A 12736-nucleotide genomic window follows, 5' to 3' on the forward strand; every position below is an offset into this window, starting at 1 on the left:
AATGTCCGACTACACGTGGATCCCCACTGCCGACTATGTCGACAACGCCAACGTAACGCGGCTCGCTCGCGCGCACGGTCTCGGCGGTCTCGACGAGTTGCGTACCCGGTCCGTCGCCGACGTGCGGTGGTACTGGGATGCGGTGGTCCGTGATCTCGGGCTGCCGTTCCAGGTGCCGTACCGCGAGGTGCTCGATACCTCCCGCGGCATCGAGCATCCCGACTGGTTCGTCGGCGGACGGACGAACGTCGTCGATGCGTGCCTGCAGCGCTGGGTCGCCGATCCGGGGGCGGCCGATCGGCTCGCCGTCGTGCACGAGGCGGAGGACGGAACTGTCCGCACGTCGACGTATCGCGAGTTGGACGCGGAGGTGGAGCGTGCGGCCGCCGGACTGCGAGAGTTGGGGGTGGGCCGGGGCGATGCTGTCGCCTTGTTTCTGCCGATGATTCCCGAGGCGGTCGTGTCGGTGTACGCAGTCGCCCGGCTCGGTGCGGTTCTCGTGCCGCTCTTCTCGGGGTTTGCTCCCAGCGCGATCGCGTCCCGCATTCAGGACGCCGATGCGAAAGTGGTGGTCGTCGCGGACGGCACCGTACGCCGAGGCAAGTCGATCGCGATGAAGCCGGCCCTCGACGAGGCTCTGAAGACCTGCCCCACGGTGCAGTCGGTGGTCGTGGTCGACAACCTCGGTACCGGAACGGGATCGGGTGGACACGAGATTTCGTGGGCCGGGTTGCTCGCGGGCGGGGGCACAGTTCCGATCGAGGGGATGGACGCCTCCGAGCCGTTCGCGCTGGCCTACACGTCCGGTACGACGGGCAAGCCCAAGGGTGCGGTCCATACCCACGCCGGGTTCCTGGTGAAGACGGCGAGCGAGGTGGCGTACTCGTTCGATCTGAAACCGGGCGGGGTGTTCTGCTGGATCACCGATATGGGCTGGATCATGGGTCCGTTGTCGATTGTCGGCACGCATGCCAATGGTGGGACGCTGCTGCTGTACGAGGGCTCGCCGGACGTTCCGGATCGGGACCGGTTGTGGCAGTTGACCGAACGGCATCGGGTGACGATGCTGGGTGTTTCTCCGACCCTCGTCCGGACGCTGCGTGGGCAGGCCAGTGATGTTGCCGCGCGGTACGACTTGTCCTCGGTGCACACGATCGGCTCGACCGGGGAGCCGTGGGATCCGGACTCGTACGAGTGGCTCGCGCGTGAGGTGTTCGGCGGCCGTGTCCCGATCATCAATTTCTCCGGCGGTACCGAGGTGGGCGGATCGTTCCTCGCACCGTATCCGGTGCAACCGATCCGGAGTTGCTCGCTGGGTGGTCCGTCGCTGGGTATGGATGTGGACGTCGTCGACGACGCGGGACGGTCGCTGCGCGGTGAGCAGGGTGAGTTGGTGTGCCGGCAGCCGTGGCCGTCGATGACCCGGGGGGTGTGGAAGGACGAGGAGCGGTATCTCGACGCGTACTGGTCGACGTTCCCCGGTATGTGGCGGCACGGAGACTATGCGCTGGTCGACAGCGACGGACAGTGGTACATCCGGGGCCGGTCCGACGACGTCATGAACGTGGCCGGCAAGCGCCTGGCCCCGGCGGAGGTCGAGGCGGTTCTGACCGCGCACCCGGCGGTGTCGGAGGCCGCTGCGGTCGGTGTTCCGGACCCGAAGAAGGGGGAAACGGTCTGGGCGTTCTGGGTGCCCCGCGCGGATGCGGACGGGGTGGACATCTCGGGGGAGCTGGTGTCCCGTGTGGCCGCAGAGTTGGGTAAGCCGTTTGCTCCCAGCGTGGTTCATCGAGTGTCGCGTCTGCCGAAGACGCGGTCGGCGAAGATTTTGCGCCGCGCGGTGCGGGCGGCAGCGTTGGGTACTGATCCCGGTGACCTGTCCGGTGCCGAGAACCCTGAGGCGGTGGAGGAGATCCGTGCCGTGGTGACCGGTGTCGAGCCGGGTGCCGGACGGGGGTAGGTAATGCGATGGCCGCCCGTACCGAATCGGTATGGGCGGCCATCGTGTCTGTTCGGCGAGGGGCTTCCGCGAGCCCGGATATGCGCGTCGCTCAGGGCTCCTGGTCCAGTGGAATGTCGGTGCGCTCTTCGAACTCCCGGATGGATTCGGCGTAGGAGTGGACGTGTCGGCCCATCCGCCGGTGTGCTGCGTCGGCGTCCTTGTCGCGGATGGCCTTCGTGACCGACCGGTGTGCCCGGACGGTGATATCGCGGACCTTCTGGTCGATGAAGCCTTCGTTCTCGGTGGCCGCGTAGATGGCGCGGGAGAGCGAGATCATCAGTCCCGACATCAGCTCATTGTGGCTCGCGCTGGCGACGGCGATGTGCCAGTCGACGTTGGCCTGGAGGAATGCGTCGAGTTTGTCGCCGGCGGCCGCGATGGCATCGTTGGCGGCGTCGAGTCGGGCGAGATCTTCGTCGGTCCGATGGCGGGCGGCCAGTTGTGCGCAGAACGGTTCGATCGCCTCGCGTGTTTCGAGCAGTGCGCTCAGGCGGATCTGGCGTCCTCGGATGAGCAGGGCCACGGTGTCGGCCATCGACTGTTCGCCGGGTCGCTGGACGAAGGCGCCGCCGGCGCGTCCCGCTTTGATTCGTACCAGGCCCTGTACCTCGAGGATGCGCAGGGCCTCGCGGACCGTGGTTCGGCTCATCTTCGTCTGGACGACGAGTTCGCGTTCCGGGGGGAGGGGGGTGCCTTCGGCGTATTCCCCGCTGAGGATGCGTTCGCGCAGCTCGTTGGCGAGGACGTCCGAGGCTTTGGGGACCTCCATCGGAGTCAGTTGGATGGAGGAACGCCCGTTGCGGGGCGTGCTCGGTGCGCCTGGTGTCATGTCTCCCCCACCTTCTCTGGTCTAACGGTCAGACCTAATATACCATCGGATTCTTACTGCATTCATCTTGCAGGCTATTCCCCGACTCATCGAGAGGACCAGTTCCATGCGTTGGGAGCTGTCAGAAGAGCAAGAAATGTTCACCGAAACCCTCGGCGGCTGGCTCGAACGGTTCGCGGCACCCGCGAACGTCCGGAAGTGGGGTGAATCGGGCGACCCCGCCGAGTTCGAGCGCAGGTTCGTGGACGAGGGATGGTTTTCGGCCGGCCTGCCGGAAGAGGTGGGCGGCCAGGGCGGCGGTCTGCTCGAACTCGCGCTGACCGCCGAGGCGCTGGGACGGCATGCCGCACCGGCCAGCGCGTGGACCGCGTCGGTGCTCGCGGCCCCTCTGTTACCGCCCGATGTCGCCGAGGCGGTACTCGCCGGTGGCGAATTCGCAGCTCTGGCAGTCGATTCCAGTCGCCCCCTCGGGCTGCGCGACGCCGTGCGCGTCGACGAGCGAGGGGCGCTGACCGGACGCGTGCCTGCCGTGCTCGGCGCCGAACGCGCCACCCGGCTCGTCGTCCCCGCCGAGGGCGGCGAGGGTGTGGCCCTCTACCTCGTCCGGGTCGGCGACCCGGGCCTCACGGTCACACCGCGGCGCTTCCTCGATCCGTCCCGGGGTGCGGCGGACGTGCGGCTCGAGAACGTCGTCGCGCAACGCCTCGACATCGACGCGCCAGCCGCGCTGGCGGATGCGGGATTGCGCGCGGCCGTGCTCGCCTCCGCGGACGCGCTCGGCGCGACGGAGCGGATGCTGCAATTGGCCGTGGACTACAGCCGAACGCGCCACCAGTTCGGTGTGCCGATCGGTTCCTTCCAGGCAGTGAAGCACGCTGCCGCAACGATTCTCGTATCGGTGGAGGCGGCTCGGTCCATCGCCTACTATGCCGCGGCGTCCGTGGATCTGGGTCTCGAGGAGTGTGCAACGCATGCGGCGATCGCGAAGGCGCAGGTGACCCGCAGTGCCGTCCAGGCCGCCGACAGCGCACTCGTGATGCACGGTGCCATCGGCTACACGTGGGAGCACGACCTGCAGCTGTTCTACAAGCGCGCCAAGCTCGACGAGAAGCTGTTCGGCAGCCCGGAGGTGTGGAACGAGCGTATTGCCCGGGAGTTGCCTCTTCTGCCGGCGGCTGGATGACCACCGTTGACTAAATGGTCTGTCCTTTAGTAACTTAAGTCCAAACGTTAGCGACGACGACGGGATTGTGTTGTGGACTTCGATCTGACCGAGGATCAGGCAACGATCCGAGATGCGGTACGAGAACTCGCCGGCAAGTTCGACGAGCAGTATTGGGTGGAAAAGGATGCCGCGCACGAATTCCCCACCGAGTTCTACGACGCTTTCGCCAAGGGCGGCTGGCTGGGCATCACCACCCCCGAGGAGTACGGCGGACACGGGCTGGGCATCACCGAGGCCTCGATCCTGCTGCAGGAGGTCGCCGCCTCGGGCGCCGGGATGAACGGCGCGAGCTCGATGCACCTGTCGATCTTCGGCATGCACCCGGTGATCGTGCACGGCTCCGAAGAACTCAAGCAGCGCACCCTGCCGCGCATCGTCAACGGCGACCTGCATGTGTGCTTCGGGGTCACCGAGCCCGGCGCGGGCCTGGACACCACCAAGATCACCACGTTCGCGCGGCGTGATGGCGACAAGTACATCGTCAACGGCCGCAAGGTGTGGATCTCGAAGGCAATGGAGTCGGAGAAGATCCTCCTGCTCACCCGCACCACCAAGTTCGAGGACGTGCAGAAGAAGACCGACGGCCTCACGCTCTTCCTCACCGACCTGGACCGCTCGAAGGTCGAGATCCGGCCCATCAAGAAGATGGGCCGCAACGCCGTCACCTCCAACGAGCTGTTCATCGACGGACTCGAGATCCCTGTCGAGGATCGGGTCGGCGAAGAGGGCAAAGGCTTCAAGTACATCCTCGACGGACTCAACCCGGAACGGATGCTCGTCGCCTCCGAGGCGCTCGGCATCGGCCGCGCGGCCCTGCGCCGCGCCACCCAATACGCCACCGACCGTGAGGTATTCGGCCGACCGATCGGCATGAACCAGGGCATCCAGTTCCCCCTCGCGGACTCCCTCGCTCACCTAGACGCCGCCGAACTCGTCCTGCGCAAGGCGACCTGGCTCTACGACAACGGCCGCCCCTGTGCCCGCGAGGCCAACATGGCCAAGTATCTGTGCGCCGACGCCGGATTCCAGGCCGCCGACCGCGCACTGCAGACCCACGGCGGCATGGGCTACTCGGAGGAATACCACGTCGCGCGCTACTTCCGTGAGGCGCGCCTGACCCGCATTGCACCGCTGAGCCAGGAAATGGTTCTCAACTACCTCGGCGAGCACGTGCTCGGCCTTCCCAGGAGCTACTGATGTTCGAACTCACCGGAAGATCCGCCCTCGTGACCGGCGCGGGCAGCGGCATCGGTGCCTCCGTGGCGCACGCGTACGCCGCCGCCGGCGCTGCGGTCCTCGTCACCGATGTCAACGAGGACGCAGCCGCCGCCGTGGCCGCGGAGATCACCGCCGCCGGCGGTACCGCCAAGGCCGCCGTACTCGACGTCCGCGACGCCGCCCAGGCCGCCGCGGCGGCAGAACAGGCCGCCGCACTCGGTGGCGGCACCGTCCACATCCTCGTCAACAACGCCGGGGCCATCGCACCCGCAATGTTCCCGAATCTCGAGGAAGACGACTTCCGCCGCATCGTCGACATCCACCTCGTCGGCAGCTACGTGTGCAGCAAGGCCGTCCTGCCCTACCTGCCGGAGGACGGCACCGGGCGCATCATCAACGTCACCTCCGCCGCCGGCCTGCAAGGCACCATCGGCCAGGCCAACTACGGGGCAGCCAAGGCGGGCATCATCGGTCTGACCAAGTCACTGGCCCGCGAGCTCGCCCGCAAGCAGGTCACCGTCAATGCCATTGCGCCCCTTGCAGCCACGCCGATGACCGAGAACATCCGCAGCAACGACAAGCTCGCGGCCAAGACCCTCGAGCGTGTCGCTCTGAGGCGCTGGGCCGAGCCGAACGAGATCTCGGCCAGCTTCGTATTCTTCGCCTCCGACGGCGCCTCGTACATCACGGGCCAGGTGCTGCCCGTCGACGGTGGAACGGTGATCTGATGACCGAAACGACCAACCCCTTCCGGCGCTCCGCGCGCGAGGTGATCATCGCCGAAGCGGCTCGCACCCCGATGGGCCGATCCCACCCCGAACGCGGGTGGTTCCGGGATACACATCCGAACGAGATGCTCGGCGCGGTCTACACGGATCTGATCCGCCGCAGCGGCCTGGCGCCGGCAGCGGTGGAGGACCTCGTCGTCGGTTGCACCGCACCCTTCGGTGAACAGTCCCGCAACATCGGGCGCAACGCATGGCTGCAGGCCGGGTACCCACCCGAGGTACCGGCCGTCGTCCTCGACCGCCGCTGCGGCTCCGCACAGACCGCGGTCGAGATGGGTGCCGCCCTCGTCGGCTCCGGCACGCACGACCTGGTCATCGCTGGCGGTGTCGAGCACATGGGCCACGTGCCGATCAACTCCCCAGCCAAAATCTCCGAACTCTACGGCGACCCGTGGCCGGCCGAGCTGCGCGAGAAGTACGACTTCGTGCACCAGGGCGAGAGCGCCGAGCTCATTGCCGACCGGTGGAGCATCACCCGGCAGGAGATGGACGAATTCGCCGTCCGATCCCACCGCCTGGCTACCGAGGCCATCGAGGCCGGGCGGTTCGACGAAGAGATGATCCCCCTCGAACTCGACGGCGAAGTCCGCAGAACCGACCAGACCGTCCGGCCCGGCACGAGCCTGGACACCCTGGCCGGCCTGAAGACCGCGTTTCGGGAGAACGGCCGGATCACCGCCGGCAGTTCCTCGCCGATCTCGGACGGCGCAGCCGGTGTCCTGCTCGCCTCCCGGGACGCGGTCGAGACCCACGGTCTGCGCGCCCGCGCCCGGATCCTCGACCAGACCACGGTCGGAGTCGACCCGATCATCATGCTCACCGGCCCGATACCGGCGACCCGGAAGTTGCTCGACCGCAACGGGATGACGATCGACGACATCGATCTGTTCGAGATCAACGAAGCGTTCAGTTCCGTTGTCCTGGCCTGGGAACGCGAACTCAAGCCCGACATGGACCGGGTCAACGTCAACGGTGGTGCGATCGCGCTCGGACACCCGGTCGGTGCCACCGGCGCCCGGCTCATCGCGACGGTCGTCGCCGAACTCGAACGCCGCGACGCCGAAATCGGGCTGGTCACCATGTGCTGTGGTGGCGGACTCGGGACCGCCACACTGATCCAGCGGATCGACTGATGATCGACCTCACGCCCCATGTCCGGGCCGGCGACGGAATCTGGTGGAGCCAAACGAGTGCGGAACCCACCCCGCTCGTCCACGCTCTGCTCGACCAGCTCCCGTCGATCGGCGCGGTCCGGGCGTTCGTGGGCCTGACCTGGGACCGCCGACTCGCCGATCGGACCCCGGACGAGTTGTCCGTCGTCTCCTACGGCGGGCTCGGGGAACTCCGCCGGCTCAGCCGACGGGACCGGCTCGAGGTCGTGCCCTGTCACTTCGGGGCACTGCCCCGACTGTTCGCCGAGCACCGCCTGCCATGCGACGTCGGGTTCGTGCAGGTCGCCCCTCCCGACGCCGACGGCAACTGCTCGCTCGGCGTCGGCGTCGACTACATCGCCGACGCACTCGAGCACACCCCCATCCTGATCGCCGAGATCAATCAGCGCATGCCCAGGACCCAGGGTGCACCCGCGATCCCCCTGTCGCGGTTCGCGGCGGTCGTCGAAACCGACCGGCCGCTGCTCGAAGCGCCCGACCGTGAGCCCGAGGCCGTCGAGACGGCGATCGCCCGGCACGTCGCAGGCCTCGTCGAGGACGGCGACACCATCCAGATCGGTGTGGGCACATTGCCTTCGGCGGTGCTGGCGGCCCTGGAAGGACATCGGGACCTCGGCCTGCACTCCGGCATGATCTCCGATGCGGTGCTGCGGTTGATCGACAAGGGCGTGCTCACCGGGGCGCGCAAACAGATCGACATCGGCCGCCATATCACCGGGGCGGCGCTCGGCACGGCCACCTTGTACGAACGCCTGCCATACCTGCCGGTGGATTTCCGTCCCGTCAGCTATACCCATGCGCCGCAAGTGCTCTCGCAGTTGACCTCGCTCGTGTCGATAAACTCCGCGATCGAGGTCGACCTCACCGGGCAGGTGGGAGCGGAGCGGGCCGGAGCCGCTTACGTCGGCGCGGTCGGCGGACAGGTGGACTTCTCCCGGGCTGCGTCTATGACCGGGGGGCGCTCGGTCATCGCACTTCGGTCCACCGCGCGCGGCCGTTCGTCGATCAAGCCGGCCCTCGAGTTCGGGTCCGTCACCACGGCGCGTGCCGACGTGGACTACGTCGTCACCGAGCACGGCGTGGCCGAACTGCGGGGATGTTCCCTTGCGGAACGGGCCCGGCGAATGATCGCGGTCGCAGCCCCGGAGCATCGCGAGCAACTGGACATCGCATTGACCGAGCACGACTTGCTTCGCAGTGGAGCGAGCGGAAACGAGGAGTGAACGCCATGACGCGTCCCCAACGGGTACAGATCCGAGAAGTCGGTCCGCGCGACGGCTTCCAGAACGAGCCGGAGACCATCCCGACCGACGACAAGGTGCGGCTGATCAACGCCCTCGGTCGCGCCGGCCTGAAGCGGATCGAGGTCGCCAGTTTCGTGCGGCCCGACGTCATCCCGCAGCTGTCGGACGGGGTGGAGGTGCTCCGCCGCATCGACGTGCCCGACGATGTGAAGCTGATGGTCCTCGTGCCGAACACTAAGGGACTGGACAACGCGCTGAAGGTGCGCGACACCTTCCACGAGGTCGCGATCTTCGTCAGCGCGTCCGAAACCCACAACAAGAAGAACGTCAACCGTACCGTCGACGAAACCATGGCGGACAACGACATCATGGCTCGCCGGATCGTCGCCGAGGGGCTGCACTGCGCCGCGGTCATTGCGACGTCGTTCGGATGCCCCTTCGAGGGCAAGGTGGAGCTGAAGCGGGTGCTGGACCTGGCGGAGCGATTCGCCGAAGCCGGTGCCACGGAGGTCGGTTTCGGCGACACCACCGGCATGTGCAATCCGGCCTATGCTTCGGAGTTCTTCGCCGCGGCCAGCGAACGCCTGCCCGGGGTCGAGGTCACCGCGCACTTCCACAACACCCGCGGCCAGGGTCTCGCGAACGCATTCGCCGCGCTCGAGGCGGGATGCGCGAGTTTCGAGTCGAGCTTCGGGGAACTGGGCGGTTGCCCCGTTCCGGTGGGTTCGACCGGCAACATCGCCACCGAGGACCTGGTGAGTATGTTCCACGAGATGGATGTCGAGACAGGGCTCGATCTGCGACGCATCATCGAGGCAGCTCGCGAAGCCCAACTCGTTCTGGGCCGCAAGCTCACGAGCCATTCGATCGTCGCCGGCCCCATCGAATGGGCCGCGACCACGAACTGAAGCTTCGGTCATATCCGAAACCATCACGTACACAACAAAGACGGAGAAGAACATGAGCAATCGAGTGGCATTCGTGACCGGCGGTGCACAGGGTATCGGCAAGGGAATCTCCGATGCGCTGGGCGCAGCCGGCTTCCGCGTCGCGGTCGCCGACCTCAACCTCGAGGCCGCCGAGGAGACCGCGGCCGCCATTCGCGACGCCGGTGGCCAGGCGATCGCCGTCCCGGTCGACGTGACGGACACCGAGTCCGTGCAGGCGGCGGTCAAGCAGGTCGCCGAGCAGTTCGGTCCGGTCGAGATCGTCGTCAACAATGCCGGGTGGGACGATTTCATGCCGTTCCTGAAGACGGACGAGGCGTTCTGGGACCGGATCCTCGAGATCAACTTCAAGGGTCAGCTGCGGGTCATCCAGGCGACCCTGCCGGGCATGGTCGAGCGGGGCTGGGGGCGCGTCATCAATATCGGTTCGGACGCCGGACGCGTCGGATCCTCGCTCGAAGCGGTGTACTCGGGTGCCAAGGGTGGCATCATCGCGTTCACCAAGACCCTCGCTCGTGAGGTCGCCACGAAGGGCGTCACCGCCAATACGGTGTGCCCCGGCCCGACGGATACCCCGGCGCTGCGCAAGTTCGCCGACAATTCCGGCCAGGAAGCCGACAAGGTGATCGCCGGCATGACCCGCGCGGTGCCGATGAAGCGGCTCGGCAAGGCCACCGACATCGGCGCTGCCGTGGCGTTCTTCGCCTCCGACGAGGCGGAATTCGTCACCGGCCAGACCTTGTCCGTCAGTGGTGGCCTGACGATGGCCTGATCGTCATCGGTCGGTTCCCACTCGACAGCGCGGTCCGGAAACCTCTCCGGCCGCGCTGTCGTGCGTTGCGGTCTGTTAACGATCGTTCTCGGAAGAGCCTATGATCGAGACATGACGAACAATTGCGATACAACGGATTTCGTGAAGTGGACGCCGATCGGAGAGTACGAGGATATTCGGTACGAACACAGCGGCGACGGGATCGCCAAGATCACGATCTGCCGTCCCGAGGTGCGCAACGCGTTCCGCCCCCAGACGTTGATGGAGATCTCCGACGCGTTGGTCGATGCTCGTGAGGATTCCTCGATCGGTGCCATCGTGCTGACCGGAGAGGGGCCCGATGCGTTCTGCTCGGGAGGTGACCAGCGGGTGCGCGGCGACACCGGCTACCTCACCGAGCCCGGCAAGGCGGGCAGTGTCGGTCGGTTCCATGTCACCGACCTGCAGATCCAGATCCGCCGACTGCCGAAGCCGGTGGTGGCCATGGTCGCCGGCTATGCCATCGGTGGCGGGCACATCCTGCATCTGGTGTGCGATCTGACGATTGCCGCGGACAATGCCCGCTTCGGTCAGGTCGGTCCCAAGGTCGGGTCGTTCGACGGCGGGTACGGTGCGGGTCTGCTCGCGGAGTTGGTCGGGGTGAAGAAGGCCAAGGAGATCTGGTTCCTGTGCCGGCAGTACGACGCTCGGCAGGCTCTGGAGATGGGGTTGGTCAACACGGTGGTGCCGTTGGCCGACCTCGAGCGCGAAACCGTCCAGTGGTGCCGCGAGATGCTCGAGCTTTCCCCCTTCGCGCTGCGCCTGATGAAGGCGAGTTTCAATGCGGCGGAGGACGGGATGGCCGGGATTCAGCAGCTCGCGCACGATGCGAATCTGCTGTTCTACTCGACGGACGAGGCCAAGGAGGGGCGGGAGGCGTACAAGGCGAAGCGCCGGCCGGAGTTCGAAAAGTTCCCACGCCGACCATGACCTTCCATTTCGGTCCAATAATTAGTATTGTTGCATCATTGTTGGACCGGACAGGATGGTGTGCATGTCGGAAACCGCTACGCCCGCAGTGACATGGAGTGACGTCGACGCCGGCGTCATGACGATCACGCTCCAGCGCAGGCCCGCGAACGCCCTCGGCCTGCCGATCATCGATGGCCTGAACGCGGCACTGGACGCCGCCGATGCCGACGGTTCGGTGAAAGTTATTGTCGTCCGGTCGGATATCCCCGGTTTCTTCGCCGCAGGGGCGGACATCAAGCACATGTCGGCCGTGGACGCGGAATCGTTCACCGCCTACGGTGATCGACTCCGCGGGGCGCTCGACCGGCTCGCGTCCGCCGACCGGATCACGATCGCCGCGGTGGACGGTCTCGCGCTCGGGGGCGGTCTCGAACTCGCGATGGCCTGCACCCTGCGGGTCGGGGGTGCGGATGCGAAGTTCGGGCTTCCCGAGGTCAAGCTGGGCCTCATCCCGGGAGCCGGTGGCACCCAACGTCTTCCGCGGCTCGTGGGACGTGGCCGGGCACTCGACATCATGCTGACCGCTCGGCAGGTTCCCGCGGACGAGGCCCATGCGATCGGTTTGATCGATCGGCTCGTCGAGGCCGGCGGCGCGACGGATGCGGCGCTCGCCCTCGCGGCCGAGCTCTGCACGATGTCGTTGCCCGCGCAGCGTGCCGTCATCCGCACCGTCGACGCCGCCTTCGACACTCCACTCGAGGAGGGTTTCCGCTTCGAGGTTGCTCAGGAGCAGGAACTCTTCGAGAGCGGGGAGGCGAAGGAGGGCATCACCGCGTTCCTCGAGAAGCGCACCCCGCGCTTCGCCTGAGCGCCGTGTCGTCCGGGCCCGCCGGGCGCGGTTCGATCGCGCTCGCCCTGTCTCTGGTCGTCGATCGGCACCCTCGGCGATGGTGCCCGTGTGGATCTGCATCTACCGTGCCCTGTCCGGAGAACGCCCGCGCCCGCTCGAGCTGGCCGGAGTCGGGGTGGGGCTGGTCGGCCTGGCCGTATTGCTCCTGTCGGCCGGCAGCACGGGTTCGAACCTCCCGCTGGTCGGTATGGGGGTCATCGTGCTGTCGAGTCTTTCGTGGTCGTTCGGGTCCTGGGTCCAGCCGAGGATCCCGCTCCCGCGGGACGTGTATGTCAGTGCGATGTACCAGCTCGTGGCGGCCGGGGTGGCGATGCTGCTGGCTTCGGTCGTCACCGGCGAGCGGTTCTCGGGTGACGTGGGTCTGCGGGCCTGGGGAGCGTTCGGCTATCTCGTGGTCTTCGGGTCGATCGTCGGATTCACCGCGTATGCGTGGCTGCTGGTTCATGCACCGCTTCCGCTGGTGGCCACCCACACCTATGTGAATCCGGTGGTGGCTGTCGCTCTCGGGGCGGTCGTGCTGTCCGAGCCGGTCACTCCTGCGCTGGTCGTCGGAGGCGTGGTGGTCCTGTTGTCCGTCGTGCTGGTGGTGAGTGCGCAGGCTCGTCCTCGGGGTCTGCGCGCTGCCGACCGGTCGGGGGAGGCGACGACGATGGTCCGTGACTGATCGGGAGCGTGTCC

General features: G+C 67.1%; 12 protein-coding genes. 11 read left to right on the top strand and 1 reads right to left on the bottom strand.

Features of this window, described 5'->3' with window-relative positions:
• Position 1 precedes the first annotated feature (1 nt).
• Positions 2-1960, top strand: a complete 1959-nt coding sequence (locus tag M1M07_RS10185; protein ID WP_248674045.1) for an AMP-binding protein — start codon at positions 2-4, stop codon at positions 1958-1960.
• A gap of 91 nt (positions 1961-2051) precedes the next feature.
• Here M1M07_RS10185 and M1M07_RS10190 read toward each other — a convergent pair whose 3' ends face one another.
• Entirely contained in the window at positions 2052-2771 is a 720-nt protein-coding gene (locus M1M07_RS10190; RefSeq protein WP_197250754.1) for a FadR/GntR family transcriptional regulator, read from the bottom strand.
• A gap of 166 nt (positions 2772-2937) precedes the next feature.
• On the opposite strand from M1M07_RS10190, the gene M1M07_RS10195 reads away from it, so the two are divergent.
• The 10 genes from M1M07_RS10195 to M1M07_RS10240 all read left to right on the top strand — a co-directional run bounded on the left by M1M07_RS10195 (position 2938) and on the right by M1M07_RS10240 (position 12722).
• On the top strand, positions 2938-4014 hold the full coding sequence (locus M1M07_RS10195) for an acyl-CoA dehydrogenase family protein (protein WP_248674046.1): 1077 nt from the start codon (positions 2938-2940) through the stop codon (positions 4012-4014).
• A gap of 72 nt (positions 4015-4086) precedes the next feature.
• Positions 4087-5253: an acyl-CoA dehydrogenase family protein gene (locus M1M07_RS10200; protein WP_248674047.1), complete on the top strand. Its 1167-nt coding sequence runs from the start codon at positions 4087-4089 to the stop codon at positions 5251-5253.
• Positions 5253-6002, top strand: a complete 750-nt coding sequence (locus M1M07_RS10205) for an SDR family NAD(P)-dependent oxidoreductase (protein ID WP_248674048.1) — start codon at positions 5253-5255, stop codon at positions 6000-6002. Before M1M07_RS10200 ends, M1M07_RS10205 begins: the two co-directional genes overlap by 1 nt.
• Positions 6002-7195, top strand: coding sequence for a thiolase family protein (locus M1M07_RS10210; protein WP_248674049.1), 1194 nt, complete (start codon positions 6002-6004; stop codon positions 7193-7195). The genes M1M07_RS10205 and M1M07_RS10210 overlap by 1 nt, the downstream gene beginning before the upstream one ends.
• Positions 7195-8457, top strand: a complete 1263-nt coding sequence (locus M1M07_RS10215) for an acetyl-CoA hydrolase/transferase family protein (RefSeq protein ID WP_248674050.1) — start codon at positions 7195-7197, stop codon at positions 8455-8457. Before M1M07_RS10210 ends, M1M07_RS10215 begins: the two co-directional genes overlap by 1 nt.
• Before the next feature lie 5 nt (positions 8458-8462).
• The gene (locus M1M07_RS10220) at positions 8463-9386 is read left to right on the top strand and encodes a hydroxymethylglutaryl-CoA lyase (protein WP_248674051.1); all 924 of its coding nucleotides are present in this window, start codon (positions 8463-8465) and stop codon (positions 9384-9386) included.
• Positions 9387-9438: 52 nt separating this feature from the next.
• Positions 9439-10197, top strand: coding sequence for an SDR family NAD(P)-dependent oxidoreductase (locus M1M07_RS10225; RefSeq protein WP_197250712.1), 759 nt, complete (start codon positions 9439-9441; stop codon positions 10195-10197).
• 111 nt (positions 10198-10308) lie between these two features.
• Positions 10309-11166, top strand: coding sequence for a 1,4-dihydroxy-2-naphthoyl-CoA synthase (gene menB / locus M1M07_RS10230; protein WP_248674052.1), 858 nt, complete (start codon positions 10309-10311; stop codon positions 11164-11166).
• A 64-nt stretch (positions 11167-11230) separates the two neighbouring features.
• Positions 11231-12016, top strand: a complete 786-nt coding sequence (locus M1M07_RS10235; protein WP_248674053.1) for an enoyl-CoA hydratase/isomerase family protein — start codon at positions 11231-11233, stop codon at positions 12014-12016.
• A gap of 79 nt (positions 12017-12095) precedes the next feature.
• On the top strand, positions 12096-12722 hold the full coding sequence (locus tag M1M07_RS10240; RefSeq protein WP_248674054.1) for an EamA family transporter: 627 nt from the start codon (positions 12096-12098) through the stop codon (positions 12720-12722).
• Positions 12723-12736: the final 14 nt, after the last annotated feature.

It is taken from the genome of Rhodococcus sp. HM1 (assembly GCF_023218075.1).
GTDB lineage: Bacteria > Actinomycetota > Actinomycetes > Mycobacteriales > Mycobacteriaceae > Rhodococcus.

Excerpts from the sequence above, each read along its gene's own strand:
- M1M07_RS10185 (WP_248674045.1), top strand. The coding sequence starts at position 2 with ATGTCCGACTACACGTGGATCCCCACTGCCGACTATGTCGACAACGCC.
- M1M07_RS10190 (WP_197250754.1), bottom strand. The coding sequence starts at position 2,771 with ATGGAGGTCCCCAAAGCCTCGGACGTCCTCGCCAACGAGCTGCGCGAA.
- M1M07_RS10195 (WP_248674046.1), top strand. The coding sequence starts at position 2,938 with ATGCGTTGGGAGCTGTCAGAAGAGCAAGAAATGTTCACCGAAACCCTC.
- M1M07_RS10205 (WP_248674048.1), top strand. The coding sequence starts at position 5,253 with ATGTTCGAACTCACCGGAAGATCCGCCCTCGTGACCGGCGCGGGCAGC.
- M1M07_RS10210 (WP_248674049.1), top strand. The coding sequence starts at position 6,002 with ATGACCGAAACGACCAACCCCTTCCGGCGCTCCGCGCGCGAGGTGATC.
- M1M07_RS10215 (WP_248674050.1), top strand. The coding sequence starts at position 7,195 with ATGATCGACCTCACGCCCCATGTCCGGGCCGGCGACGGAATCTGGTGG.
- M1M07_RS10220 (WP_248674051.1), top strand. The coding sequence starts at position 8,463 with ATGACGCGTCCCCAACGGGTACAGATCCGAGAAGTCGGTCCGCGCGAC.
- M1M07_RS10225 (WP_197250712.1), top strand. The coding sequence starts at position 9,439 with ATGAGCAATCGAGTGGCATTCGTGACCGGCGGTGCACAGGGTATCGGC.
- menB (WP_248674052.1), top strand. The coding sequence starts at position 10,309 with ATGACGAACAATTGCGATACAACGGATTTCGTGAAGTGGACGCCGATC.
- M1M07_RS10235 (WP_248674053.1), top strand. The coding sequence starts at position 11,231 with ATGTCGGAAACCGCTACGCCCGCAGTGACATGGAGTGACGTCGACGCC.
- M1M07_RS10240 (WP_248674054.1), top strand. The coding sequence starts at position 12,096 with ATGGTGCCCGTGTGGATCTGCATCTACCGTGCCCTGTCCGGAGAACGC.